Origin of the sequence: Streptomyces sp. R41, from assembly GCF_041053055.1 — a bacterium.
In the GTDB taxonomy this organism is placed as follows: Bacteria; Actinomycetota; Actinomycetes; order Streptomycetales; family Streptomycetaceae; genus Streptomyces.
Genome location: NZ_CP163443.1, coordinates 3,811,160 through 3,834,967 on the forward strand (window position 1 = coordinate 3,811,160; position 23,808 = coordinate 3,834,967).

At 70.5% G+C, this 23,808-nt stretch carries 21 protein-coding genes; 11 read left to right on the forward strand and 10 right to left on the reverse strand.

All coding sequences use genetic code 11. The features are described 5' to 3' along the window. Window positions 1-29: 29 nt before the first annotated feature. The 4 genes from AB5J53_RS17625 to AB5J53_RS17640 all read left to right on the forward strand — a co-directional run bounded on the left by AB5J53_RS17625 (window position 30) and on the right by AB5J53_RS17640 (window position 3,582). A complete protein-coding gene (locus tag AB5J53_RS17625) occupies window positions 30-1,451 on the forward strand; it encodes an FGGY family carbohydrate kinase (RefSeq protein WP_369246606.1) in 1,422 nt (473 codons plus the stop codon). Between the two features lie 213 nt (window positions 1,452-1,664). Continuing rightward, entirely contained in the window at window positions 1,665-2,753 is a 1,089-nt protein-coding gene (locus AB5J53_RS17630) for a glycerophosphodiester phosphodiesterase family protein (protein WP_369246607.1), read from the forward strand. Next, on the forward strand, window positions 2,750-2,980 hold the full coding sequence (locus AB5J53_RS17635) for a hypothetical protein (protein ID WP_369246608.1): 231 nt from the start codon (window positions 2,750-2,752) through the stop codon (window positions 2,978-2,980). Before AB5J53_RS17630 ends, AB5J53_RS17635 begins: the two co-directional genes overlap by 4 nt. Before the next feature lie 38 nt (window positions 2,981-3,018). Next, window positions 3,019-3,582: a DUF4240 domain-containing protein gene (locus AB5J53_RS17640; protein ID WP_369246609.1), complete on the forward strand. Its 564-nt coding sequence runs from the start codon at window positions 3,019-3,021 to the stop codon at window positions 3,580-3,582. Here AB5J53_RS17640 and AB5J53_RS17645 read toward each other — a convergent pair. Further along, window positions 3,569-4,231, reverse strand: coding sequence for a DsbA family protein (locus AB5J53_RS17645; RefSeq protein ID WP_369246610.1), 663 nt, complete (start codon window positions 4,229-4,231; stop codon window positions 3,569-3,571). The two genes, AB5J53_RS17640 and AB5J53_RS17645, sit on opposite strands and share 14 nt — an antisense overlap. A 137-nt stretch (window positions 4,232-4,368) precedes the next feature. On the opposite strand from AB5J53_RS17645, the gene pepN reads away from it, so the two are divergent. After that, on the forward strand, window positions 4,369-6,963 hold the full coding sequence (gene pepN, locus AB5J53_RS17650) for an aminopeptidase N (RefSeq protein ID WP_369246611.1): 2,595 nt from the start codon (window positions 4,369-4,371) through the stop codon (window positions 6,961-6,963). Between the two features lie 375 nt (window positions 6,964-7,338). Further along, entirely contained in the window at window positions 7,339-8,391 is a 1,053-nt protein-coding gene (locus tag AB5J53_RS17655) for a hypothetical protein (protein ID WP_369246612.1), read from the forward strand. 80 nt (window positions 8,392-8,471) lie between these two features. Here the strand turns inward: AB5J53_RS17655 and AB5J53_RS17660 are convergent, their stop codons facing one another. Then, entirely contained in the window at window positions 8,472-9,425 is a 954-nt protein-coding gene (locus AB5J53_RS17660; RefSeq protein ID WP_369246613.1) for a hypothetical protein, read from the reverse strand. A 50-nt stretch (window positions 9,426-9,475) separates the two neighbouring features. Then, window positions 9,476-9,913, reverse strand: a complete 438-nt coding sequence (locus AB5J53_RS17665; RefSeq protein WP_369246614.1) for a hypothetical protein — start codon at window positions 9,911-9,913, stop codon at window positions 9,476-9,478. 416 nt (window positions 9,914-10,329) lie between these two features. Between AB5J53_RS17665 and AB5J53_RS17670 the strand changes: the two genes are divergently transcribed. Next, window positions 10,330-10,899 carry a cysteine hydrolase family protein gene (locus AB5J53_RS17670; RefSeq protein WP_369246615.1) on the forward strand — a complete coding sequence of 190 codons (570 nt, stop codon included), beginning with the start codon at window positions 10,330-10,332 and terminating at the stop codon, window positions 10,897-10,899. 195 nt (window positions 10,900-11,094) lie between these two features. Beyond that, window positions 11,095-11,562: an HIT family protein gene (locus AB5J53_RS17675; protein WP_369246616.1), complete on the forward strand. Its 468-nt coding sequence runs from the start codon at window positions 11,095-11,097 to the stop codon at window positions 11,560-11,562. A 32-nt stretch (window positions 11,563-11,594) separates the two neighbouring features. Here the strand turns inward: AB5J53_RS17675 and AB5J53_RS17680 are convergent, their stop codons facing one another. The 4 genes from AB5J53_RS17680 to AB5J53_RS17695 form a co-directional block, all read right to left on the reverse strand. Continuing rightward, window positions 11,595-12,731 (reverse strand): serine hydrolase domain-containing protein, encoded by a 1,137-nt coding sequence (locus AB5J53_RS17680; RefSeq protein WP_369246617.1) that lies wholly within the window; start codon window positions 12,729-12,731, stop codon window positions 11,595-11,597. A gap of 95 nt (window positions 12,732-12,826) precedes the next feature. After that, the gene (locus AB5J53_RS17685; protein ID WP_369246618.1) at window positions 12,827-14,608 is read right to left on the reverse strand and encodes a TIGR03767 family metallophosphoesterase; all 1,782 of its coding nucleotides are present in this window, start codon (window positions 14,606-14,608) and stop codon (window positions 12,827-12,829) included. 231 nt (window positions 14,609-14,839) lie between these two features. Further along, a complete protein-coding gene (locus tag AB5J53_RS17690) occupies window positions 14,840-15,727 on the reverse strand; it encodes a pyridoxamine 5'-phosphate oxidase family protein (RefSeq protein WP_369246619.1) in 888 nt (295 codons plus the stop codon). Window positions 15,728-15,756: 29 nt separating this feature from the next. Further along, window positions 15,757-16,200: a VOC family protein gene (locus AB5J53_RS17695; RefSeq protein WP_369246620.1), complete on the reverse strand. Its 444-nt coding sequence runs from the start codon at window positions 16,198-16,200 to the stop codon at window positions 15,757-15,759. Between the two features lie 125 nt (window positions 16,201-16,325). Between AB5J53_RS17695 and AB5J53_RS17700 the strand changes: the two genes are divergently transcribed. Both AB5J53_RS17700 and AB5J53_RS17705 read left to right on the forward strand, forming a co-directional pair. Then, on the forward strand, window positions 16,326-16,862 hold the full coding sequence (locus AB5J53_RS17700) for a CGNR zinc finger domain-containing protein (RefSeq protein WP_369246621.1): 537 nt from the start codon (window positions 16,326-16,328) through the stop codon (window positions 16,860-16,862). 244 nt (window positions 16,863-17,106) lie between these two features. After that, the gene (locus AB5J53_RS17705) at window positions 17,107-20,424 is read left to right on the forward strand and encodes a S8 family serine peptidase (RefSeq protein WP_369246622.1); all 3,318 of its coding nucleotides are present in this window, start codon (window positions 17,107-17,109) and stop codon (window positions 20,422-20,424) included. Window positions 20,425-20,504: 80 nt separating this feature from the next. On the opposite strand, the gene AB5J53_RS17710 is transcribed toward AB5J53_RS17705, so the two are convergent. Next, window positions 20,505-21,248, reverse strand: a complete 744-nt coding sequence (locus AB5J53_RS17710) for a hypothetical protein (protein ID WP_369246623.1) — start codon at window positions 21,246-21,248, stop codon at window positions 20,505-20,507. 1 nt (window position 21,249) lies between these two features. Continuing rightward, window positions 21,250-21,777, reverse strand: a complete 528-nt coding sequence (locus AB5J53_RS17715; RefSeq protein WP_369246624.1) for a sigma-70 family RNA polymerase sigma factor — start codon at window positions 21,775-21,777, stop codon at window positions 21,250-21,252. Between the two features lie 324 nt (window positions 21,778-22,101). On the opposite strand from AB5J53_RS17715, the gene AB5J53_RS17720 reads away from it, so the two are divergent. After that, window positions 22,102-23,118 (forward strand): aspartate-semialdehyde dehydrogenase, encoded by a 1,017-nt coding sequence (locus AB5J53_RS17720; RefSeq protein WP_369246625.1) that lies wholly within the window; start codon window positions 22,102-22,104, stop codon window positions 23,116-23,118. A 204-nt stretch (window positions 23,119-23,322) separates the two neighbouring features. On the opposite strand, the gene AB5J53_RS17725 is transcribed toward AB5J53_RS17720, so the two are convergent. Further along, window positions 23,323-23,802 (reverse strand): DUF1203 domain-containing protein, encoded by a 480-nt coding sequence (locus AB5J53_RS17725; protein WP_369246626.1) that lies wholly within the window; start codon window positions 23,800-23,802, stop codon window positions 23,323-23,325. Window positions 23,803-23,808: the final 6 nt, after the last annotated feature.

The following is a 23,808-nucleotide window of genomic DNA, read 5'->3' on the forward strand; positions in this document are numbered from 1 at the left end:
GATGGCCGATCCGAAGGAGGCCGAAGGGCATGTACGTCGGGATCGATGTGGGCACATCCATGGTGAAGGCGGCCGCCTTCGACGACACGGGCCGCGAACTGGCCGTAGAGGCACGGCCGGTGGACCTCACCATCCGCGGCGGATTCGTCGAGCAGGACATGGAGGAGGTGTACGCGGCGGTGGTCGCGGTGCTCTCCGCGCTGACCGCCGCCGTGCCGGGCCCCGTCGAGCTGGCTGGGCTCACCGGGCAGGGCGACGGGGTGTGGCTCGTCGACGCCGAGGGCCGGCCGGTGCGGGCCGCGGCGTCCTGGATGGACGGCCGGGCCCACGAGCTGGTCGACCAGTGGCTGTCGGACGGCACCTTCGAGACGGTCTTCCGGCGCACGGGCAGTGCCATGTTCCCCGGCTGCCCGGGCCCGCTGCTGGCCTGGCTCGACCGCTACGAGCCGACGTCGCTCGATGCGGCGACGACCGCCCTGTACTGCAAGGACATGGTCTTCCAGCGGCTGACGGGGGTGCGGGCGACGGACGTGTCGGACGCGTCGATGCCGTTCCTCGACCCGCGCACCCGTACCTACGACAACCGGGTCGTCGAGCTGCTCGGCCTGACCCACCGGCGCGGACTCCTGGCGCCGGTGAGCGATCCGGTGGCCACCGGGCGGACGCGCGGCGCGGGCCTGCCGTCCGGCACGCCGATCGCGGGCGGCCCCTACGACCTCCCCTCCTGCGCGCTCGGGGCGGGCGTCACGGCCCCCGGCGACGGGCTGCTGATCGTCGGCACCTGCCTGGCCAGTCTGGTCGGGACGACGGACCTCGACCTGACCGGCGAACCGGCCGGCCTGTACATCTCGACCGACCGGGCCGGGTACTGGCTGCGCGCCATGCCCGCGATGGTCGGCACGGCGGCACTGGACTGGGTCCTGTCGACGACGGGCGTCCACCACGACGAGGTGGACGCCCTGCTGGACGCGACCCCGCCCGGCGCGAACGGCGTCCGCGTACTCCCCTACTTCGCCCCCTCGGGCGAACGCGCTCCCTTCGTCGAACCACGCCTGCGCGCCGAACTGACCGGCGTCTGCCTGGAGTCGACCCGCGCCGACCTGATCCGCGCCACCTGCGAGGGCATCGGCTACGCCGCCCGCCACTGCCTGGAGGCCGCGGGCCTGACGGGGTCGCTGGCCGTCTGCGGCGGGGGCACGCGCAGCCCCGCGTGGATGCGGCTGCTGGCCGATGTGCTCGGGCGGCCCCTACGGGTCGTGGAGGGCGAGGTGGGGGCGCGGGGGGCGGTGCTTGCGGCCGCGGCACGGTACGGGGTCGCCCTCGACACGGCCGCGTGGACCCGGCCGACAGCGGTCGTCCAACCCGACCCGGCTCGGGCGGCCTACTACGCCAAGGCGTACGAGGACCACTTGGCCCACCTGACGGAAGCCAGGCGCCGGGCTCACCACTGAGTTTTTTCGCCCCCTCCGCCCCTGCCCGTCCCGTCCCTGGGGCTCCGCCCCAGACCCCGTTTGCGCAGTTCCCCGCGCCCCTTTTCAGGGGCGCGGGGAACTGCGCGATCTTTGGCGGGGGTCTGGGGGCGGCAGCCCCCAGGTACGGGAATGGGCAGGGGCGGAGGGGGCGAAACAAGACGCATCAACCACCCACTCCGGAAAGGGAGTTACATGACCCCGCACCCAAGACGTCGCTCCATACTGCTCGCGGCCGCCGCCGGCACGGCGGCCGTCTCCGCACCCACCACGGCGGCAGCCGAGCACCCCCGCGCCCCCCTGGTGGTCGGCCACCGCGGCGCCGCAGGCTGGCGCCCCGAACACACCGCGGCGGCCTACACGTACGGCGTCCAGACGGGCGCCGACTGGATCGAGCCCGACCTGGTGCCGACCAGGGACCACGCCCTGGTCGTCCGGCACGAGAACGAGATCTCGCAGACCACGGACGTGGCATCGCACCCGGAGTTCACCGCCCGCCGCACGACGAAGACGGTGGACGGCCGCAGCGTGACGGGCTGGTTCACCGAGGACTTCACGCTGGCGGAGCTGAAGACGTTACGGGCGGTGGAGCGCCTCCCCCTGGTCCGCAACCGCAACACCGTCTTCGACGGCCGCCACGAGGTGCTCACCTTCCAGGAGGTCGTCGACCTCGCCCGCCGCCTGTCCAAGGAACATGGCCGCACGATCGCCGTCTTCCCCGAGACGAAGCACCCCACCTACTTCCGGTCGATCGGCCTGGAGCTGGAGCCGAAGCTGGCGGCGCTCATCCGCCGCAACCGTCTGGGCCCGCGCGAGTGCGTCGTCCAGTCCTTCGAGCCGACGAGTTTGCAGCGCATCGCCGCCCAGGAGCTCGGCGTACCGCTGTGGCAGGCCCTGGGCACCACGGGCGGCCCCTACGACCTGGTCTCCTCCGGCGACCCGACGACGTACAAGGACATGATGACGCCGACGGGCCTCGCGAAGATCGCCGCGTACGCCGACTGGATCGGCCCCGACAAGACGTCGATCGTCCCGGTGGGCGCGGACGGCGGCCTGGGCACCCCGACGCCCCTGCTCGCCGACGCCCACGCGGCGGGCCTGAAGGTCGGCCCGTACACCTTCCGGGCGGAGAACCAGTTCCTGCCGACGGACTTCCGGCGGGGCACCGGAGCCAATGATTTCGGGGACGCGTTCGCGGAGTACGCGCTGTACTACGGGCTGGGGGTCGACGCGGTGGTGACCGACTTCCCGGACCTGGCGGCGATCGCGAGGAGTGGTTCATGACAGTAAGCCGGGTATGCCCGACCTGCGGCAGCAGGCAGGACTTCCGGAAGCTCAACGCCGACGAGAAGGCGGCGGTCCGTGCGGAGAAGGGGGAGCGCCACTTCGTGGACAACCTCTGGCGATGCACCGCCAAGGGGTGCCTGTGGTACCAGCCGTACCTCCACACGCGAGGCGGCGACCGCCTCCCCGAGAAGTTCCGGGAGGAGCCCGAGCCCGGCTCGGGCTGACACCCCCGTTGTCAGACCCTCCTGGCACGCTTCTTCCCATGGACACCGGAGAGTTCTGGCGCGTCGTCGAAGACGCACGCAAGCAGGCAGCCGACCCGGCGGACGGCGAAGCGGTCGCCGCGCGGGCCACCGCGGTACTGGCCGCTCGGCCCGTGGAGGAGATAGTCGCCGCCCAGCAGGTCTTCTGGGACCTGATGGCGCAGTCCTACCGCGCTCCCCTGTGGGCCGCCGCCTATCTGATCAACGGCGGCTGCTCCGACGACGGCTTCGACTACTTCCGCGGCTGGCTGATCATGCAGGGGCGCGAGGTGTTCGAGCAGGCCGTGGGCGATCCGGACGCGCTCGCGGAGCTCCCGGTCGTGCGGGAGGCCGCAAAGGACTGGATGGAGATGGAGTGCGAGGACGCGCTGGGCATCTCCTGGGACGCCTATAAGGAGGCGACGGGAGAGGAGGTGCCCCAGGACAGCTTCACGATCCGGTATCCGGAGCTGGATCCGTCCTGGGGCTTCGACTTCGACGACGAGGAGGAGCGGTCACGCAGGCTGCCCCGGCTGTCCGCGCTGTACGCCGACCGAGGAGCCGGAGGATCTACAGGTTGCTGAAGTCCGGTCCCGCCGTCCGCGTCCGCTTGATCTCGTAGAAGCCCGGTACCGAGGCGACGAGGAGCGTGCCGTCCCAGAGCTTGGCGGCGTCCTCGCCCTTGGGGGCAGGGGTGACCACGGGACCGAAGAAGGCGAGCTGTTCGCCGTCGGCGCCGGGGACGGCGATGACGGGGGTGCCGACGTCCTGGCCGACCTTGTCGATGCCCTCCTTGTGGGAGGCGCGCAGCTCGGCGTCGAACTCGAAGTTCTCCTGGTCGGCGTAGTCGATCAGGTCCGCGGGGAGGCCGACGTCGGCGAGCGCGCCGACTATCGCCTCGCGGGTCGGGCCCTCGCCCTGGTTGTGGATGCGGGTGCCGAGTGCGGTGTAGAGCGGGCCGAGGACGTCGTCGCCGTGCTTCTGCCAGGCGGCGGTGACCACGCGGACCGGTGCCCAGGCCTTGGTGGACAGCAGCTCCCGGTACTCCTCGGGCAGCTCGTCCAGCTTCGGCTCGTTCAGCACCGCGAGGCTCATGATGTGCCAGCGGACCTCGATGTCCCGGACCTTCTCCACTTCCAGAACCCACCGCGAGGTCATCCAGGCCCAGGGGCACAGCGGGTCGAACCAGAAATCGACGGGGGTCTTGGCGGAGGTGCTCGCGGTCTGGGACATGGCTCTCCTAGAAATACGGTCGTTTCCTCAGGCAACACCAACCGTCGTCCACCCCATTCCCGGGTGCCCGGTGTCAGGGGCACATGGCAGGATCGGGCCTGTCCGCATGCCGAACACCAGCTGAGGGAGTGCCGTCCGTGCCCGGTGAGAATCTGTCCCGCGACGAGGCCCGGGAACGGGCCGCCCTGCTGTCCGTCGACGGGTACGACGTGTCCCTCGACCTGCGCTCCGCCGTCGGCGACTCCCCCGCGGGCGAGGGCGGCGCGGAGGGTCCGCGGACCTTCCGCTCCGTGACCACGATCCGCTTCCGCTGCGCCGAGCCGGGCGCCGCCACCTTCGCCGACCTGATCGCACCGAGCGTGACCGCCGTTTCACTGAACGGGAAGGACCTCGACCCGGGCGAGGTCTTCGACGGCTCCCGGATCCGCCTGGAGGACCTCGCCGCCGACAACGAACTCGTGGTCGACGCCCAGTGCGCCTACTCCCGCACCGGCGAGGGCATGCACCGCTTCGTCGACCCCGAGGACGGCGAGGTGTACCTGTACACGCAGTACGAGCCCGCCGACTCCCGGCGCGTCTTCGCGAACTTCGAGCAGCCGGACCTCAAGGCCCCCTTCCGCTTCGAGGTACGCGCCCCGCAGGGATGGACCGTCTGGAGCAACGGCGTCGGTGAACTCAACGACGGGGTCTGGCAGTTCGCCGAGACCAAGCCGATCTCGACGTACATCACGGCGGTCGCGGCGGGCCCGTACCACTATGTGACCGACTCCTACTCCCGCACCTTCGACGACGGTACGACGCTGGAGATCCCCCTCGGCGCGATGTGCCGCAAGGGCCTGGCACCCCACTTCGACTCCGACGACGTGTTCCTGGTGACCAAGCAGGGACTGGACTTCTTCCACGACCACTTCGACTACCCGTACCCGTTCGGCAAGTACGACCAGGCGTTCGTGCCCGAGTACAACCTCGGCGCGATGGAGAACCCGGGACTCGTCACCTTCCGCGAGGAGTTCATCTTCCGCGGCAAGGTGACCCAGGCGTCGTACGAGGGCCGGGCGAACGTCATCCTGCACGAGATGGCGCACATGTGGTTCGGCGACCTCGTCACCATGGAGTGGTGGGACGACCTGTGGCTCAAGGAGTCCTTCGCCGACTTCATGGGCGCGTTCTCGCTGGTCGGCGCGACCCGCTTCAAGGACGGCTGGATCACCTTCGCCAACCGCCGCAAGGCGTGGGCGTACCGCGCCGACCAACTGCCGTCCACCCACCCGATCACGGCCGACATCCGCGACCTCCAGGACGCCAAGCTCAACTTCGACGGCATCACGTACGCCAAGGGCGCGAGCGTGCTGAAGCAGCTCGTCGCGTACGTCGGGCAGGACGCCTTCCTGGAGGGCGCGCGGCGCTACTTCAAGCGGAACGCCTACGGGAACACGCGCCTCGGCGATCTGCTGTCGGTGCTGGAGGAGACGAGCGGGCGGGACATGGCCGCCTGGGCGCGGTCCTGGCTGCAGACCGCCGGCGTCAACTCCCTCACCCCGCAGGTGATTCTGAGCTCCGAGGGGCGCGTCGACGAACTGGCGATCCTCCAGGAGGCCGCCGAGTCCCACCCCGAACTGCGCCCGCACCGGGTGGCCGTGGGCCTGTACCGCCGCACGCCCGAGGGCGCCGTGGAGCGGTACGCGCGCGCCGAGATCGACGTCGACGGCCCGCGTACGGTCGTCCACGAGCTGGCCGGCGCCGACGCCCCCGAGCTCGTCCTCGTCAACGACGACGATCTGACGTACTGCAAGATCCGTTTCGACGAGGGCTCGTTGGCGACCCTGCGGGAGCGGCTCGGCGAGATCACCGACCCGTTGGCGCGCGCGCTGTGCTGGTCGGCGCTGTGGAACCTCACGCGCGACGCGCTCATGCCCGCTCGCGACTTCATCGACCTGGTGCTGCGCTTCGCGGGCCGTGAGTCCGACATCGGTGTGCTCCAGATGCTGCACGCCTGGGCCAACTCGGCGCTCACGTACTACGCGGCGCCCGGCTGGCGCGCGGAGGGCGGGCGCCTGCTCGCCGAGGGCGCGCTGCGGGAGCTGCGGCTCGCCGAGCCGGGCAGCCAGCACCAGCTGACGTGGGCGCGTTTCTTCGCGACGGTGGCGTCCGAGGAAGCCGATCTCCAGCTGCTGCGGGGCCTGTTGGAGGGCACCGCGAAGATCGACGGCCTTGAGGTCGACCAGGAGCTGCGCTGGGCGTTCCTGGAACCGCTCGCCGCGTACGGAGTCGCCGACGAGGCCGCGCTCTCGGCCGAACTCGCCCGCGACGACACGGCGTCCGGCAAGCGCCACCAGGTCCGCTGCCTCGCCGCCCGCCCCTCGGCAGCGGTCAAGGCGCAGGCCTGGGCGGCCGTGGTCGAGTCCGACGCGCTGTCCAACGCGCTCGTCGAGGCGACCATCGCCGGGTTCACGCAGCCGTCCCAGCGGGAGCTGCTCGCGCCGTACGCCACGAACTACTTCGACGCGATCGAGCGGGTCTGGGCGGAGCGGTCCATCCAGATCGGCATGGACGTGGTGAAGGGGCTGTTCCCGTCCCTCCAGGACTCGCGGGAGACGCTGGACGCGACGGACGCGTGGCTGGCGGCGCACGAGGGGGCGGCGCCCGCGCTGCGGCGGCTGGTGCTGGAGGCGCGGGACGATCTGGCGCGCGCGCTGCGGGGACAGGCGTGCGATGTGGCGGCGGAGGGCTAGCGCTGCTCACTGCTTGGCGACCGAGGGCACCGGTTCCGACCGGTGCCCTCGGTCTGACGCGGCGCGAACGCGGGTGCTGACGCGGGGCGTTGGCGGCGGGTGCGGACGCGGTGCAGCCGCGGCGCCGACGCGGGGCGCCGGCGGCGAGTGCGGACGCGGCGCCGACGCGGGGGCGCCGACGCTCTGGTGACGTAATCCGATGCACGCGGTGGTTACGAAATACAGGTATTCAGAGCCGTAACCCCTATTACTCCCCGTCCGGACCAGGGCCTTTCGGCACTCGAACGTCCGTACTTTAGGACGGGCTTGTCCGGGTTTGTCGACGGGCGTGTAACAGCGGTTAGAGGGCCGGCCCGGAGCGGGAAACCCCGGGTCATGAACCACAACACCCCGCTCTCCCCCCGCCCCCTCCGCCACCTGTCCGACGTACAGCGGCGCGTCCTGACCACCGCCCAGCTGCGCGCCCACGGCGTGACCACCGCCGACACGAACGAGCGGTGCCGACCCGGCGGCCCCTGGCAGCAGATCCTCCCGGGCGTCTTCCTCCTGCACCCCGGCCCGCCCACCTCCGAGGAACGCCTGCACGCGGTCCTGCTGTACGCCGCCCGCTCGCCCGTGCCCGGCCCGGCGACCGCCATTCCGGCCCAGCCGGGCGCCGAGGAACCGCACGCCCCTCAGCCGTACGCGGACGCCCTGATCACGGGCCTGGCGGCGCTGACGCTGCACGGCTTCTCCTCGGCCCCGCCCCTCCTCTCCCTCGACAAGATCGACGTCCTGGTCCCGCGTCTGCGCCGCCTCCGCTCCAACGGCTGCGCCCGCATCCTCCGTACGCCGTCCCTCCCGACCCCCGTACAGGTCACGGGCGTTCCGGTCGCCCCCGTGCCCCGCGCCCTCGCCGACGCGGTCGCGGACCTGGCCGACGCGGGGGCCGTACGCCGGCTGCTGACGGAGGCGGTGCGGGGCGGCCACTGCGAACCCGCGGCGGTGGTGCGCGAGCTGACTGCGGCCCGGCTCCTCGGCCGCCCGCACGTGGTGGACGCGGTGGATTCGCTGCTTGCCGAGGGGCGCGCCATCGCCGAGGACCGCCTGTACCGCATGGTCCGCGAACACGGCCTGCCCGACCCGGTGTGGAACGTGGACCTGCGCCTGCCGGGCGGCCCCCACCTGGGCGGCCTGGACGCGTACTGGCCCGAGCAGGCGGTCGCGGTGGAGCTGGACACCCGGGCTCCCCGCCAGGACGAGGACGCCCTCTGGTCGGAGTACGCCCGCAAGCGCGAACACCTGGAGCGCCTGGGCATCACCGTCGTCTACATCACCCCGAAGAAGCTCCGCGAGGCGATGGAGCAGCAGGCCACGGTGGTACGCACCGCGCTGATGGCCTCGAACGACCGCGATCCGGCGGCGTACGTCGTGGTGCTGCCCCGGTAGTGACGGACCGGGGCGTATCAGGAGGGGAGAGGAGGGGCTCGCGAGATCGTCTCGCGGGCCCCTCCTCACATGCGGGCGGGCTACAGGGCCTTGTCGCTGTTGCTGACGGTGGCGAGCTTCACCGCGCGCACGGGCGCCAGCTCGTCGGAGTGCGCGGCGATCAGGTTCTTCTGGATGCCGACCTCGGCACCGTGCCAGACGGTGAGCAGGCTGGTCCTCTCCTTGCACTGGGCATCGGCGGTGGCCGTCGCGATCTCGTCCTTCGAGGGTTTGTCACCCGTCCACCGGGGGTCGTTGTTCGCGTCGATCGGCGACGCGTACGAGAACCCCTTGTCCTTCATGCACGCCGACCACGAGGCGAAGGCGGCCCGGATCTTCGGGTCGGTGAGGGACTTCTCGTACGACTGGCCGTCCAGCTCTTCCACGAGGGTGTCGTTGAGATAGGTGTCGGCCGAACCGCTGGTCACCTTGTCGAGGGCCTGCCCGTAGCAGCCGTCCTTCGGGATCGTCTCCCCCGCCGCGGTCTTCGTCACCCGCTTCGGGGCCTTGGCGGTGCGCTCGGCGGAGTGGCCGTCGAGCGCGGCCTCCTCAGCGGCGCTGAACTCCGGCTCCTGGCCACCGACTTCGCCGCTGCGGGCGGCGAGGGAGGAGGCGTGGGTGAAGGCGGGCCGGTAGCCGTACTTGGCGGCCTCGGTCGCGTTGTAGGTGCCGTAGCGGAGGTCCTCGTGCTCTTCGAGGCCGTCCGCGACGGGCGCGGGCTTGAAGGTGAAGTCATCGAACCCGAGGTCGACCATGCAGGGCTTCACGAGCGCCCAGGTGGCCTGCTGGCTCTTCTCGTACTCCTCGGGAGAGAGCTGGTAGGCGTCCAGAGGCAGGGTCATGTCGGCGACGGCGCGCACAGGGGCGGCCTGCACGTTCGTGCCGGCCTTGGTGCCGGCGTTGTCGTGGGAGGCGGTGCTCTGTCCCGCGCAGGCGGAGAGGGCGAGCGCGGCCACGGCGGCCGCGGCGGCTGTGGATACGGTTCTTGCACGCATGGGTGGGGGGTTCCTTTCCCGCTCAGTGGCTTCAGTGACTTCAGCGGCGCTCAGTGGCTGGTGCCGTCCTCATGGCGGGGGTACCAGTTCGTGGACGAGTTCTTGTTCTTCAGCGCCGAGCTGAGGTTCTTGCGGCCCTGCGGCTTGAGCGAGTTGTACGGGCCCTTCCACCAGCGGTCGCGGTGCACGCAGAAGGCGGTGTTGCGGGTGCGGCTGTCCCACGAGGCGGCATGGTCCTCCAGCTGCGTGCCCGCGCCCGGCCCGGAGCCGGGCTTGAAGACCTGGCTGTCCAGGTTGTAGCCGCCGTTCCCGATGGTGGCCAGGGCGCCCTGCTGGTTGCTGTTGTAGTAGAAGCAGGCCATGCGGTCGTAGCAGCGGTGCGTCGGGGCGGCCGGCGTGACATCGGCGGAGGCCGGGGAGGCCGCGGCCACCGGGATGGCGAGCAGCACGGCGGCGAGGGACGGAATGAGCAGGCGTGGCTTTCTCACGAGTTCCTCTCAACGGAATTCGGGCATGCGGGAGAGGCGCGAGAACGCCCCCGTAAAAGCGCTCACTCGGACACGGCCTGGTCAGGGCCTTCGAGCGCCCGGTCACTCTAGACACAGCTGGAACAGGCGAAACAAGGAAAATTGATGGCGCGCATGGCCCATGGCGGGAAAGCGCCCCCGGAAGCGGAATGGCCCGTACGCGGACTCCGGGCATGGCCATCAGAACCCAACCTGTATGAAACCTGTGAAGCGGAAGTGGAATTGACCCATCCCCCACCACCAAGATGGCCGACTTCTCCCTGGTCTCAGGGAGTGGGTCGACGCAACGCCAGGGGGCGTTGTCAGTGGCCGGATCTACCGTGGAGCGCACAGGATCGATCCAGGGCGAGAGCCAGACCAGAGACAGGAGATTCCCCATGACGACCCTGCCCGACCGGCCGAACACCGCGCTGCTCGTCATCGACGTCCAGAACGGGGTGGTGGACGGCTCCCACAACCGCGACAGCGTGATCGCGAACATCAACACCCTGGTCGACAAGGCCCGCGCGCAGGACGTGCCCGTGATCTGGGTCCAGCACTCCGACGACGGGGACCTGAAGCGCGACAGCCAGAACTGGCAGTACGTCCCGGAGCTGGTCCGCGCCGACTCGGAACCCCTGGTCCACAAGCTCTACGGCGACTCCTTCGAGGACACCGAACTGGAGACGCTGCTCGCCGACCGCGGCGTGGGCCGCCTCGTCGTCACCGGCGCCCAGACCGACGCGTGCATCCGCTCCACCCTCCACGGCGCCTTCACCCGCGGCTACGACGTGACACTCGTCGGCGACGCCCACACCACGGAGGACCTCACCGCGTACGGCGCACCGTCCCCCGAGCAGGTGGTGGCGCACACCAACCTCTACTGGCAGTGGCAGAGCGCTCCCGGTCGCCGCGGGGGCACGGCGGACACGGGGGACGTCACCTTCACGGCGAACGACGCGGGCTGAGCCCCAACGTCCCATCCCGTCCTGCCCTGGCCTGCGCTGCCCTGTTCTGGACGAGAGCCCGGCCCGCGTGCCACCTCGCGGTCCGGGTTCCGCGCCACAGCGCCTCGCCGCGCGGGGAGGCGTCACCCTCCGTGGGCCCTGCCTGCGCTCAGGCCTGCGGGAGTGTCGCGGCAAGGCAGTTCTACGATCTCGGTCATGACGACTCCCGACTGCTATGCGTGCGGCCAGGAAGCACAGTTCGACGAACTTCCACCACGCGAGTGCGTCGTATTCGACCGGCACTGGCGGGTGGCCCATGACTTCAACACCGCGCTGCCCGGCTGGCTGGTGCTGCTGCCTCGGCGCCACGTCACGGCCGTCCATGACCTCACCGATGCCGAGGCGGCTGCCCTGGGGGCATGGCAAGTCGAGCTCTCCCGCGCTCTGCGCGACGTGACCGGTTGCGTCAAGACCTATGTCGTCCAGTTCGCCGAAGCCCAGGGCTTCGCTCACGTGCACTTCCACATCGTGCCGCGCATGGCGGACCTGCCTCCGGAGCAACGTGGGCCGGGCGTCTTCGGACTGCTTCGGCGCCCGGAGCACGAGCGAGTAACAGCCGACCAGGCAGACCACATGGCCCACTCTCTCCGAGCCCAACTTCACGGGCGCCCGAACGCCCTGTAATCCAGGCTCGGTGCCGGTTCCACACGATCGGGCTACTTGCCGCAGAACTCCGCCTCGATCACCGCGTCGCTGTCCCCCGACCAGTCCCCGTTGAAGTTGAAGGAGAGGGAGTGACGGCCGTCCGCGGTCGTCACGGCGGAGGACGTCGAGCCATGGATGCCGCCGTCGTGGCCCCAGACGTGGACGCCGCAGGTCAGTTTGCGGTCGATGAGGCCGAGGCCGTAGCCCGCGTTCGGGATGTCGTCGACCTTGACCGTGGTCTTCATTTCTGTCAGCTGCTTCTGCGGGAGGAGCTTGCCTCGCAGCAAGGCCGTGTAGAAGCGGTTCAGGTCCGAGGAGTTGGAGATCATCTCGCCTGCCGAGGAGGCCAGGGACGGGTTGAGTTCCGTCACGTCGTACGTCGGGCCCGTCGTCGTCTCGGCCAGCTTCGAGTAGGCGCGGCTGCTGGGGTGCGGGACCGTGACCCTGGTGCCGGGGACGGACGTCGCGCGCAGGCCGAGCGGTTCGATGATGCGGTGGCGGATCTCTGACGCGTACGAGTGGCCGGTGACCTTGCCGATCACCATGCCGGCGAGAACATAGTTCGTGTTGGAGTAGTTCCAGGACGTGCCCGGCGCGAAGTCCGGTTTGTGGGTCATGGCGATCGCGACGAGCTGCTCGGGTGTCTTCGTGTCGTAGCGGTGCTGGAAGAAGCCGTCCTTCAGGAAGTACGTACGGCCGAACTCCTCGTCCGCCGTGTAGTTGAAGATGCCGCTCGTGTGGTTGAGGAGTTGGCGGAGCGTGATCGCGCGGCCGTCGTGGCCGTGGCCCCGCACCACACCCGGCAGCCACTTGCCCACCGTGTCGTCCAGCGACAGACGACCCTCCGCCTCCAGCTGGAGCAGCACCGTGGAGACGAAGGTCTTGGTGATGCTGCCGACGCGGTAGTCGTCCGCCGTCGAGCGCGGCGCCCCCGTCCGGAGGTCGCCCGCGCCCGACGTGGCGGACCACGTACCGTGCCTGTCCTTCGCCGTGGCCGTCACACCCGGCACGCCGTCCTTCACGGCCGCGTCCATCGCCTGCCGGGTCGAGGCATGGTCCCCTCCGGCGGGCACCGCCACCGCGGGTCCCCCCAGAACCACGGCCACCGCCACCGCGGTCGCCCCCACCAGTCCCGTACGCACTGACATGTCGTTCCCCCTTCACCGACGAACTGCTTGGTCGGGTGGAGGGACTCGACGGGCCGGTGTGAAGGTTGCCTGCCCGTGGGCCAGTTGGGCGGGTTTCAGCCCTTCTGCAGAACCAGCTCCGTGTTGCGGTCCCGCGAGGTTCCGGAGAGGTCCGTGCGGGCGCCGGGGGAGTTGAAGGAGAGCTCGCGGTACAGGGCCGCCAGGCCGGTCTGGGTGAGGTCGGAGAAGTCCGTCGTGTGCGGGGCCGAGGACTCGATGAGGGTGGTGAAGAGGGAGAGCGTGCCGTCCTTGTTGTCCACCAGCTCGATCACTCGGGCGAGTTGGGGGAAGTCGACGTGCGAGGCGGTGCAGATCTCCCAGAAGGAGCGGTTGTCGGGGGCGGCGTGCGGGATGATCTCGTTCTTGTGGGTGTGGCCGTTCACCCAGGCCAGCACATTGCTGAAGCTGGCGAGGAGGGCGATGACCTCGTCGCCGCCGTGGCGCTTCTCCGCCGGGTGGGCGGGGTCGGCGTGGCGGTTGCGCATCGTCTTGCTGGTGTGGTGGCTGAAGACGATCACGTACGAGTCCTTGTTCTCGCGCAGCGTCTTCTCCAGCCAGCGGAGCTGGGCCGTGCCGATGGAGCCCTCGTAGTGGCCACCGGGGTCGGTGGTGTCGAGGCTGACGCCGATGACGTCCTCGGCGATGCGGAACGTGTAGTACTGGGTGCCCGCGGCGAGGTTCGCGGAGGAGTATCCGTGGCCGATCGGACCCGGGCCGGTGTACGTGGGGTCGAGGTGTGCCCGGATGTACTCGGCGGGCGTGAACGGGGCCCGGTTCTCGTCGGGCGTGACCGAGCGCATCTGCCGGGCGTGCGCCTTGAGCAGGTCCCGGAACTCCGTGCCCTTCGGGCTGCTGCCGTCCTTGATGCTCTTCGCCAGCGCGGTGCACTCCGCCGCGGGCAGCGACATCAACTTCTTGCCGCCGACGGCGAAGTCGGTGAGGTACGAGTCGCCGCGCGAGTTGTAGCAGCCGAGCGGGAGCGCGTCGTGGTTGCCGACGGTGGAGTACCAGGGCAGCTTGAGGCCGGGGCTCCGCAGCTCGCGGATCGCCGCCTCCAGGAAGCCCTCGATGCGCGGGAAGCCGAGCTGCTTGTCGGCGTCGCGCAGGGCCGCGTCGGGCTGCCAGTAGGTCTTGAGGCCGCTGGCCTGGACGCCTTCGTAGTGGCGCGGGTCTCCGCTGTTGGGGCTGATGCGGCCGCCGCTCATGACCTTCAGGAACCACTCCAGCTCTGTCTTGGAGTTGTTGTCCGTGTTGTCCCCGGTGGTCATGACGAAGTGCAGCGGTGAGCCGGTGACGGGCGCTCCCCGCAGCGAGTTGACCCGCTCGACGAGTGAGACGGCGCCCGCGACGGTCAGGGTCTCCTGCGGACGCCAGGCGCTCTTGTTCTGGGCGCGCAGGTACTCCAGGCGCAGCGGGTGCTGGGCGTCGATCAGGTGCAGATCGGTGAGCTGCACGAACGCGGCGAGCGCGGTGCGCCGCTCGGCCCGGCCGGATTTGGCCGAGGCGAGCTCGCTGCGTACGACGCGCTTCCAGCCGGCGCCGCCGCCGAGCCGCCGGTATCCGGTGGAGCCGGAGCGCGGGGTGGCGACGCTGCTCAGAGTGGTGCCGCGCGTGTAGGGAGCCAGCCTGGCGGGGGCCACCCCGCTGGACTGGGCCCTGGAGTGCGCGAGCGAGTCGGCGACGGGTGCCTGGCCGGCGTGGCTGGTCGCGGCATGCGCGTCCGAGCCGGGCCGCAGGGCCAGACCGATCCCCGCGGAGAGGGACACCGCCCCGGTGGCGGCGAGAAGCGTACGGCGGTTCATGGCAGCGGCAGTGGCGACAGAGCGTATGCGCGACATGGCGCGGTCTCCCCGAGTGCGAACGCGTCGGCAGTGGTCGCGGGGCGCTCGACTCGCGAACTCCCCGCTCACACTGGATCGTTGGCACCGGGGATGACCTGCACGTTAACTGGGCAGCAACGGGCAGCGCCGATCACCGTACGTGGATCTTGGAACACCCTGCGCGTCCATGACACCTCTCCGAACGGCCGGGAGACGGTCACTCCGTGTTCATTTTCCGGGGTAGTGGACCTATTCCCCGGCGCTCGCCGACGGGTTGGCCGGCGAGTACTCGGGCGCCGACCAGCGCAGCGGACTGGCCGCGGGTGTCTCCACGACCTCCGTGAGGGTGAAGCGGACGGTTCGCTCCCCGTCCTTGCTGAACTCCGTGCGCGCCGTGCCCGTGAGCTGGAGCGCCGCCCCGGACTCCCAGTCCAGGAAGAGCAGCCCGGCCCGTGGGTCGACCGCCAGGTTGCCGAGGGTCAGGAACATGGAGTTCCCGGGGTAGTCGCGCCACCGAAGCTCACAGGGCGAGTCGACTCGTACGAATCCGGGGTTGCCGCCCCGATGGCTCACGTCGGCCCCGTGCGCGTGGACCGTAGCGAGGAAGAAGGTGTCGGCGGCCTCGATGAAATCCGCCTGGACGGAGGAGAGTCCGGCGCCGCGCCGTGGCACGCCGGGCGCACGGTCGACCGTCTCGTACGACTCCCTCTTCTGCAGGTACTTCGGGCAGTTGGAGAAGATCTGGTCGGCCTCGACCGCGAACCCGCGGGGCGTCGGGCGGGCCCGTCCGTTGAGGCGCATACGGCGGCGGGTGCGCGGGTCGAGCGCGATCGTGGCGACGGGGGTGCCCGCCGTGGAGAGCGCCGGCGTGAGCGGGTCGCCGGGCCCGACCCCGGCCGCGACCGAGATCTGGCGCGGCCCCGTGGCCCGTACGAAACCGGGCGCCCCGGTGAGCGGCGAGGCCCACACCGCGCCGCTCTCCGGGTCCGCTGCGCCGAGGATCAGCATCGGCTGCAGTTCGAGGAAGGCGGCGGCCACCGGGCGGATGCCCTGTCCGATGGCCTGCCCCACATGATCGGCGAGGTCGCGGACGCCGACCCGGTCCTGCACGGCGCGCGAGCCGGAGTGGTAGGTCATGACAGCCCCTTGAGAGTCGTACCCGTCCCCTAGAAGAAACCGCAGGTCGGCGCCGACTCCGAAGGCGCCGGTGCCTCCTCGGCGCCGCTCGGCGTGTAGATCTCCAGGCGGGTGCCGTCGGGGTCGTGGAAGAAGATGCCGCCGGAGGCCGCGCCCTCGCGGTGGGTGACCACACCCTCGTACGCGAAGTCGACACCGTAGGCGCGCAGGGCCGTCTCATACTCCCTGACCTGGTCGACCGAGTCGACTTCGAGCGCGAGGTGGTGCAGGCCGGCGCGCCCGTTGTCGTACGCCCCCTGCGCCTGCTGCCAGAGGGTGAGCACAGGGCTGCCGCCCTCCCCCAGGAATGCGTACCGCCGCTCCTCCTCCTTGCCCTCGCCGATCACCCCGAAGCCGAGGACGTCCCGGTAGAAGGCGAGCGAGCGGTCGAGGTCCGTGACGTTCAGGCCGATGTGGCCGGTGCGCGGTGCCATGACAGTCCCCTCTATTGGTGGCGCCCCCAGCAGGGCTAACCGTCGTAGTCGAGGTTAAAGGTTAGAATCGATACATGCAACCGGTCACGTAGTCTTGACCGGTTAGCCATGAAGGGAGCCCCGCCATGCCCGCCGCCACCGACCCGCGTCCACTCACCGGTGAGCCGCTCGCGCTCGACCTGCTCAACACCCGCTGGATGCATGAAGGGGCCGTGCGGGACCTGCTCACGGACACCGAAGGGCTCGCGGTGTGGCTGGCCGCGAACGAACTGGACCCTGTCGCCGACGAGGCGACCCTGCGGCACGTGCTCCAGGCCCGCGACGCCCTGCGCGCCGTGGTCGACGGATCCCTGGAGGAAGCGGCGGATCGCGTCGACGCCGTCCTCGCGCACGGGCGGACGCGCCCCACACTGAGCCCCCGAGGGCCGGGCGAGAGCGTCGAGTTCAAGGACACGGCCTGGGGTCCCGCCTGGCTCGCCGCGCGCAACTATCTGGAGCTGCTCGCCACCGCCCCCGACCGCATCCGCCACTGCGCCCACGACTCGTGCATCCTGCACTTCTTCGACACCTCACGGAACGGCACCCGGCGCTGGTGCTCGATGGCGGGGTGCGGTAACCGGGCGAAGGCGTCCCGCCACTACGCGCGTACGAAAGAGAGTTAAGTCGACAAAGAGGGATACCCCTACCGACCGACATCTCTCCCCATAGCGCACTATCACCGGCGTGACGCATGGCGGAATTACGCCATGACTCCATCCCGCCTCGGTCAACTCTCCCCAAACAACTGCCCCTTAGGTAAAGCTGAGCGGTCATCCGGGTCCACATACCGGACTGACGCGATCGCGTTCCGAAGGAACGTCGGGACCGGTCGCTCCACGCTCGTTCCTTTACCTACAAGGGATGCAGATGACCTCCGACCCTCAGCGCGCTCCGATATCGGGCGCGAGACGCGTGGCCCGCATAGCCGTGGCCGCGGGCCTGGTGGCCGCGCTCTCCGCGGCCGGGCCGATACCCATGGCCTTCTCCGCGAACGCCGGCACGGACGCCCCCGCGGCCGACCCGGGCACCAAGTCCGCCGCCGCCAAGCTCGGATCGGCCGACGCCGACCTCCTCGCCGAGGCCAAGGCCGACGGCGACAAGAACGTCACGATGATGATCGCCACCGCTCCCGGCCAGACCGAGCAGGTCGCCAAGGAGCTGGACGCGGTCAAGGGCGGCTCCGTGGGCCGCACCTACGACAAGCTCGGTTACGTCCGGGCGACCGTCCCCACCGGCAAGGCCGACTCGGCCATCGCCGCCGCCGCGAAGCTGTCCTCGGTGCACGGGATCGACCTGCGCCAGGAGATCGCGCTGGACGACCCGACGCCGAGCGCCGACACGGCCAAGGGCGCCAAGGAGCAGGCCACTTCGACGGCCACGTACTCCGGTCCGTCCAAGAGCACCCCCGCCGAGAACCCGTACAACCCGTCCTTCGAGACGGGTGCCGTCGACTTCGTGAAGGACCACCCGAAGGCGGACGGCCGGGGCATCACCATCGGCATCCTCGACTCCGGTGTCGACCTGGGCCACCCCGCGCTGCAGAAGACCACCACCGGCGAGCGCAAGATCGTCGACTGGGTCACCTCGACCGACCCGATCGTGGACGGCGACGCGACCTGGCGAGCGATGGTCACCGCGGTGTCCGGGCCCACCTTCACCTACAGCGGCAAGACGTGGACGGCGCCGGCGGGCTCGTACGAGATCAGCACGTTCAAGGAGTCCGCGACCACGGGCGGCGACGCCAAGGGCGACGCGAACCGCGACGGGGACACCACCGACGCGTGGGGCGTCCTGTACGACGCCGCGGCGGGCACGGTCACCGTCGACCTGAACAACAACAACGACTTCACCGACGACAAGCCGATGAAGCCGTACAAGGACGGCTACCAGATCGGCTACTTCGGCACCGACAACCCCTCGACCGACGTCGTCGAGCGGCAGCCGTTCGTCGTGGAGATCCGCAAGGACGTCCCGATGGACCCGTACGGCGGCGACTGGGTCGGCAAGAAGGCCGACTTCGTCAACATCGGCGTCATCGAGTCCGAGCACGGCACTCACGTCGCGGGCATCACCTCCGCGAACGGCCTGTTCGGCGGCAGGATGAACGGCGCGGCCCCCGGCGCGAAGATCGTCTCCTCGCGGGCCTGCACCTGGACCGGCGGCTGCACCAACGTCGCGCTCACCGAGGGCATGATCGACCTCGTGACCAAGCGCGGCGTGGACATCGTCAACATGTCCATCGGCGGTCTGCCCGCGCTCAACGACGGCAACAACGCGCGCGCCGAGCTCTACACGCGTCTCATCGACACCTACGGCGTCCAGCTGGTGATCTCCGCGGGCAACTCGGGCCCCGGCGCCAACACCATCGGTGACCCGGGCCTCGCCGACAAGGTCATCTCGGTCGGCGCGACCATCTCCAAGGAGACCTGGGCCGCCAACTACGGCTCACAGGTGGAGAAGAGTTACGCGATGCTGCCCTTCTCCTCGCGCGGCCCGCGCGAGGACGGCGGCTTCACGCCGACGCTGAGCGCCCCCGGCGCCTCCATCAACTCCACGCAGACCTGGCTGCCGGGCTCCCCGGTCGCCGAGGCGGGCTACTCGCTGCCGGCCGGTTACTCGATGCTGCAGGGTACGTCGATGGCGTCGCCGCAGGCCGCGGGCGCCTCCGCGCTGCTGCTGAGCGCCGCCAAGCAGAAGGGCATCGAGCTGAAGCCCGCCACCCTGCGCACGGCGCTGACCTCGACCGCCGATCACATCTCGGGTGTTCAGGCGTACGCGGAGGGTGCGGGCCTCATCAACATCGGGGACGCCTGGGACGCCATCAAGGACGGCGCCACCGCCCACGACTACACCGTCAAGGCGCCGGTCGACACCGCGATCGACTACGCGCTGAAGACGCCGGGCTTCGGCACGGGCCTGTACGACCGCGAGGGCGGGCTCAAGGCCGGTGACAAGAAGACGTACGACATCACCATCACGCGTACGTCCGGCGCCGACCGGGCGATCCGCCACGAGCTGTACTTCGAGAACAACGCCGCCGGCACCTTCAGGATCGTCGGCTCCGACGAGGTCAAGCTCCCGCTGAACCAGCCGGTGACCGTCAAGGTCCAGGCCGCCCCGAAGTCGGCCGGTCTGAAGAGCGCGATCCTCGAGGTCGACGACCCGAGGACCGAGGGCATCGACAAGCAGATCCTGTCGACCGTCGTCGTCTCCGCCCCGGTCAAGTACACCTACTCCGCGTCGAGTTCGGTGCAGCGCAACAGCACGCAGTCGTACTTCCTGACCGTCCCCGAGGGCGCCAAGTCCCTCGAGGTCGCGATGAGCGGGCTGAAGGACAAGAGCCAGACGCGGTTCATCTCGATCCACCCGTACGGCGTTCCGGTCGACAACACCGGCACCCCGTACTGCTACAACAACTACCTCGACGGCAACGGCTGCAAGCCCGACGTGCGTTCGTACGCGGACCCGCAGGCCGGCGTCTGGGAGATCGAGGTCGAGTCGCGCCGTACGTCGCCGCTGCTCGACAACCCGTACAAGCTGGACGTCGCCGTGCTCGGCGCGGCCTTCGACCCGGCGGTCGTGACCGTCCCCGAGGCCAAGGTCGGCACCCCGGCCACCGCCTCCTGGAAGGTGACGAACAACTACGCCGCGCTCGACGGCACCCTGAAGGGCGGCCCGCTCGGCTCCTCGCTGACCGCGCGGCCGACCATCGCGGAAGGCGCGACGCAGACCACCACGGTCGAGGTGCCCGCGGGCGCCACGTCCCTCGACGTCGCCATCGGCAATGTCTCCGACACGGCCGCCGACCTCGACCTGACGGTGAAGAACGCCGCCGGGACCGTCGTCGGCTCGTCCGCGGACGGCGACTCCGAGGAGGCGGTCTCCGTCGCGAACCCGGCCGCCGGGAAGTACACCATCGAGGTCGCGGGCTACTCGGTCCCGTCGGGCTCGACCGCGTACGACTACCAGGACGTGTTCTTCTCGTCCGCGCTCGGCACGGTCACGGTCGACACGTCCACGCCGGTGAAGCTCGGCACGGGCGACTCGGCGACGGTGTCCGGCTCGGTCACCGCCGCGGCCGCGGCGCCCGCCGGACGCGAGTTCTTCGGCCAGGTCCAGCTGGTGAACGCGCGCGGCACGGTCGCGGGCATCGGCAGCGTGAAGATCGAGAAGGTCACACCGTAACTTCGTAACTTCTACGGCTGTGGGGCGGGCGTCCGGGAACGGGCGCCCGCCCTCTCTTTCTTCACATGTCAGGCCTTTTCTCATTCACATGCGAGGCCTTGGGACTGGGGCAACGCCTTGAGGATCCAGGCCCGCTCGCGGGCGATGTCCTTCTCCTTCGTGGTCCAGATGTCGGGCGACGCCGAGTTGCGTGGGATGCCGACCAGGACGTGATCATCCTTGTGCAGCCGCGGGTCGACGTCCTGGTCCATCACGAAGGTGACCTGGTCCTTCCCCTTGACCGGCTTGTAGTAGCGGTCCACGTCTAGGGTGATCCGGTCCTGCGCCGTACCGGGGACCGGCTCGACCTCGGTGACCGTGCCCTCGACGATGAGCCGGGAACAGGCGATGTAGCCGGGGGTGCTGAGCGAGGAGTCCCCGCCCTTGTTGTCTGCGCTGTCCGCCTTGGACGACGATGCGGTGTCGTTCCCCCCACCCATCCCGCCCTGCGCGATGAGCCAGCCCATGCCGACGACCATCGTGGCCACGGCTGCCGCGGCGAGGGTTCCCACCGCGAGGGCTAGGGGACGGCGGCCACGGTTCCTGGGGGCCCGTTCCGGACGGCGGGTGCGCTTCCTGGTGGTCCCTCGCGGGACCGGCTTCGTCTCTTCCCCGCGGTCCGCCAACGCGTTCCCGATGGCCTCCAGCTGCTCGCGCAGCAGCGCCACGTCCGCCACCGCGGCGCGGTGTTCCGCCATGAACTCGGCGTCGTCGTGGGCGCCTGCGGGCAGGGGCTCGTCCGTGATCGCGGTCAGCAGCGCGTCGACACCCTCGTACTCGGCCACGTCACACCACCTCGTCCTCGTGCAGGCGGGCGCGCAGGGCGCGGACCGCTGTGTGCAGCCTGCTCTTGACCGTGCCCTCCGGGATGCCGAGCTCCTCGGCTATCCCGCGCACGGAAAGATCGGCGTAGAAGCGCAGGACGAGGACCTGGCGCTGGGTATCGGGCAGTTCGTCCAGGCCCTGCGCGACGGCGAGCGAGAGCACGCTGGAGTCCTCGTCGGCGGGGTGCTCCAGCTGCCGCAGCGAGGCCAGGCGTTCGCCCAGCCGCTCCTGGCGGCGCTTGGCCCGGTGCCAGTCCATCGCCAGGTTCGAGGCGACGACCGCCGCCCACGCGGACACATCTCGCGGCGCCTCGTCCCCCTTCGCCGCGCGCTCCAGCAACCGCAGGCGGACCTGCTGCACCCCGTCCGGCAGGTCCGTCTGCGGTACGCCGCCGAGCGCGAGCACCGCCCGCACCCGGCGTTCCTGGGCCGCGTCCAGGGGGTCGTCCACCCCCTGGGCGCGGCGGGCCTTTCTGCGCAGCACAGCCACCCCTCCCCTCCCGCGTTTCCTCTACGACGCCGGTGCGGGCCAAAACGTTCGGCCCGCGCCCGGGAACTTTCGCCACGGAGTCGTACGTCACACCGGTCCGGCACCCGGGAGGACATTGCCGCAGTACAGCTTGCGGTTCCCGGCCGTCGCCGGGCGGATTTCTTCGGACGCGGGTGAGCGGCCGCCGGACGATCGAGGCCCGGGACCGACCCGTCCCGCGTCCCATTCCTTGGGCCACGTGGCGAAAGGATTGGACACGCGGGGACTGGTCAGACGCATGATGGAAAGGCTGGACCACGTAAAACGCACGCAAAGGGAGTCGCCGTGAGGGTCGGAATCGTCGGAGCCACCGGTCAGGTCGGCACAGTCATGCGCAGGATCCTGGTCGAGCGGGACTTCCCGGTCGACGAGCTGCGTCTGTTCGCCTCGGCCCGCTCGGCCGGGACGGTGCTCGACGGCGTGACGGTGGAGGACGCGGCGACGGCCGACTACTCCGGCCTGGACATCGTCATCTTCTCCGCGGGCGGCGCGACCTCCAGGGCGCTGGCCGAGAAGGTCGCCTCGCAGGGCGCGGTCGTGATCGACAACTCCTCCGCGTGGCGCAAGGACCCGGACGTACCCCTGGTGGTCTCCGAGGTGAACCCGCACGCGATCGCGGACCGCCCCAAGGGCATCATCGCGAACCCGAACTGCACGACGATGGCCGCGATGCCGGTCCTGAAGCCGCTGCACGAGGAGGCGGGGCTCGAGGCCCTCGTCGTCGCCACCTACCAGGCGGTCTCCGGCTCGGGCGTCGCGGGCGTGGCCGAGCTGCACGGCCAGGCGCTCAAGGTCGTCGCCGACGCCGACAAGCTCACCCACGACGGGGAGGCGGTCGACTTCCCCGAGCCGCAGGTCTACAAGCGCCCCATCGCCTTCAATGTGCTCCCGCTCGCCGGCTCCATCGTCGACGACGGTCTGCACGAGACGGACGAGGAGCAGAAGCTCCGCAACGAGTCCCGCAAGATCCTGGAGATCCCGGCCCTCAAGGTCTCCGGCACCTGTGTGCGCGTCCCGGTCTTCTCGGGCCACTCCCTCCAGGTGAACGCGCGCTTCGCGCGCCCGCTGAGCGTGGAGCGCGCCACGGAGCTCCTCGCGGGCGCCCCGGGCGTCGCCCTCTCCGACATCCCGACCCCGCTCCAGGCCGCCGGCCAGGACGCCTCGTACGTCGGCCGCATCCGCAACGACGAGACCGTCGACCACGGGCTCGCCCTCTTCATCTCCAACGACAACCTCCGCAAGGGCGCCGCGCTGAACGCGGTCCAGATCGCGGAGCTGGTGGCAGCGGAGCTGAAGGGCTGACGCCGCCGGGGGCTGAGCCGAGGGTTTCTTCGCCCCCTCCGCCCCTGCCCGTCCCGACCTGGGGCTCCGCCCCAGACCCCGTTCGCGCAGTTCCCCGCGCCCCTGAAAAGGGGCGCGGGGAACTGCGCGATCTTTTATCGGGGGTCTGGGGGCGGCAGCCCCCAGGGACGGGACGGGAAGGGGCGGAGGGGGCGAAAACACTACTCACTGCCCCCGGCGCACCTCGTACAGGAAGCAGCCGTACTCCACGGCCCGTACGTGGACGAGGGCCACGTCGGGGTCGCTGAAGGCGTGGGTGAACGCGTCGTCGAAGGAGTCCGGGGGCTCCACGAGCCGGCCACCGAGGATGCGGCCCTCGGCGGAGTAGCGGCGGACGACGCGGTGGGCGCCCGTGAACGGGTGGCCGTCCAGGTCCGGACCCGGACAGTCGTCCGCGTGGATGAAGACCGGCCCCTGCTCGTCGTACGGACCCGGCTCGGCCCCCGCCTCCGCGGCCCACCGCCGCAACGGCGCGTACGAGACGAGCGCGATCCGCTCCCCGGGCTCACTGCGACGCAGACAGCAGCGCAGCGGAGCACCCCCCTCTTCGTCGGTGAGGGCCGCCGCCGGGCGGCCCGCGTCATCAAGGTCCCGCAGCTGCTTCAGGACGGCCGGCTCGATGGGGCGTGCGGTGTACTTCGTCATGGCGTC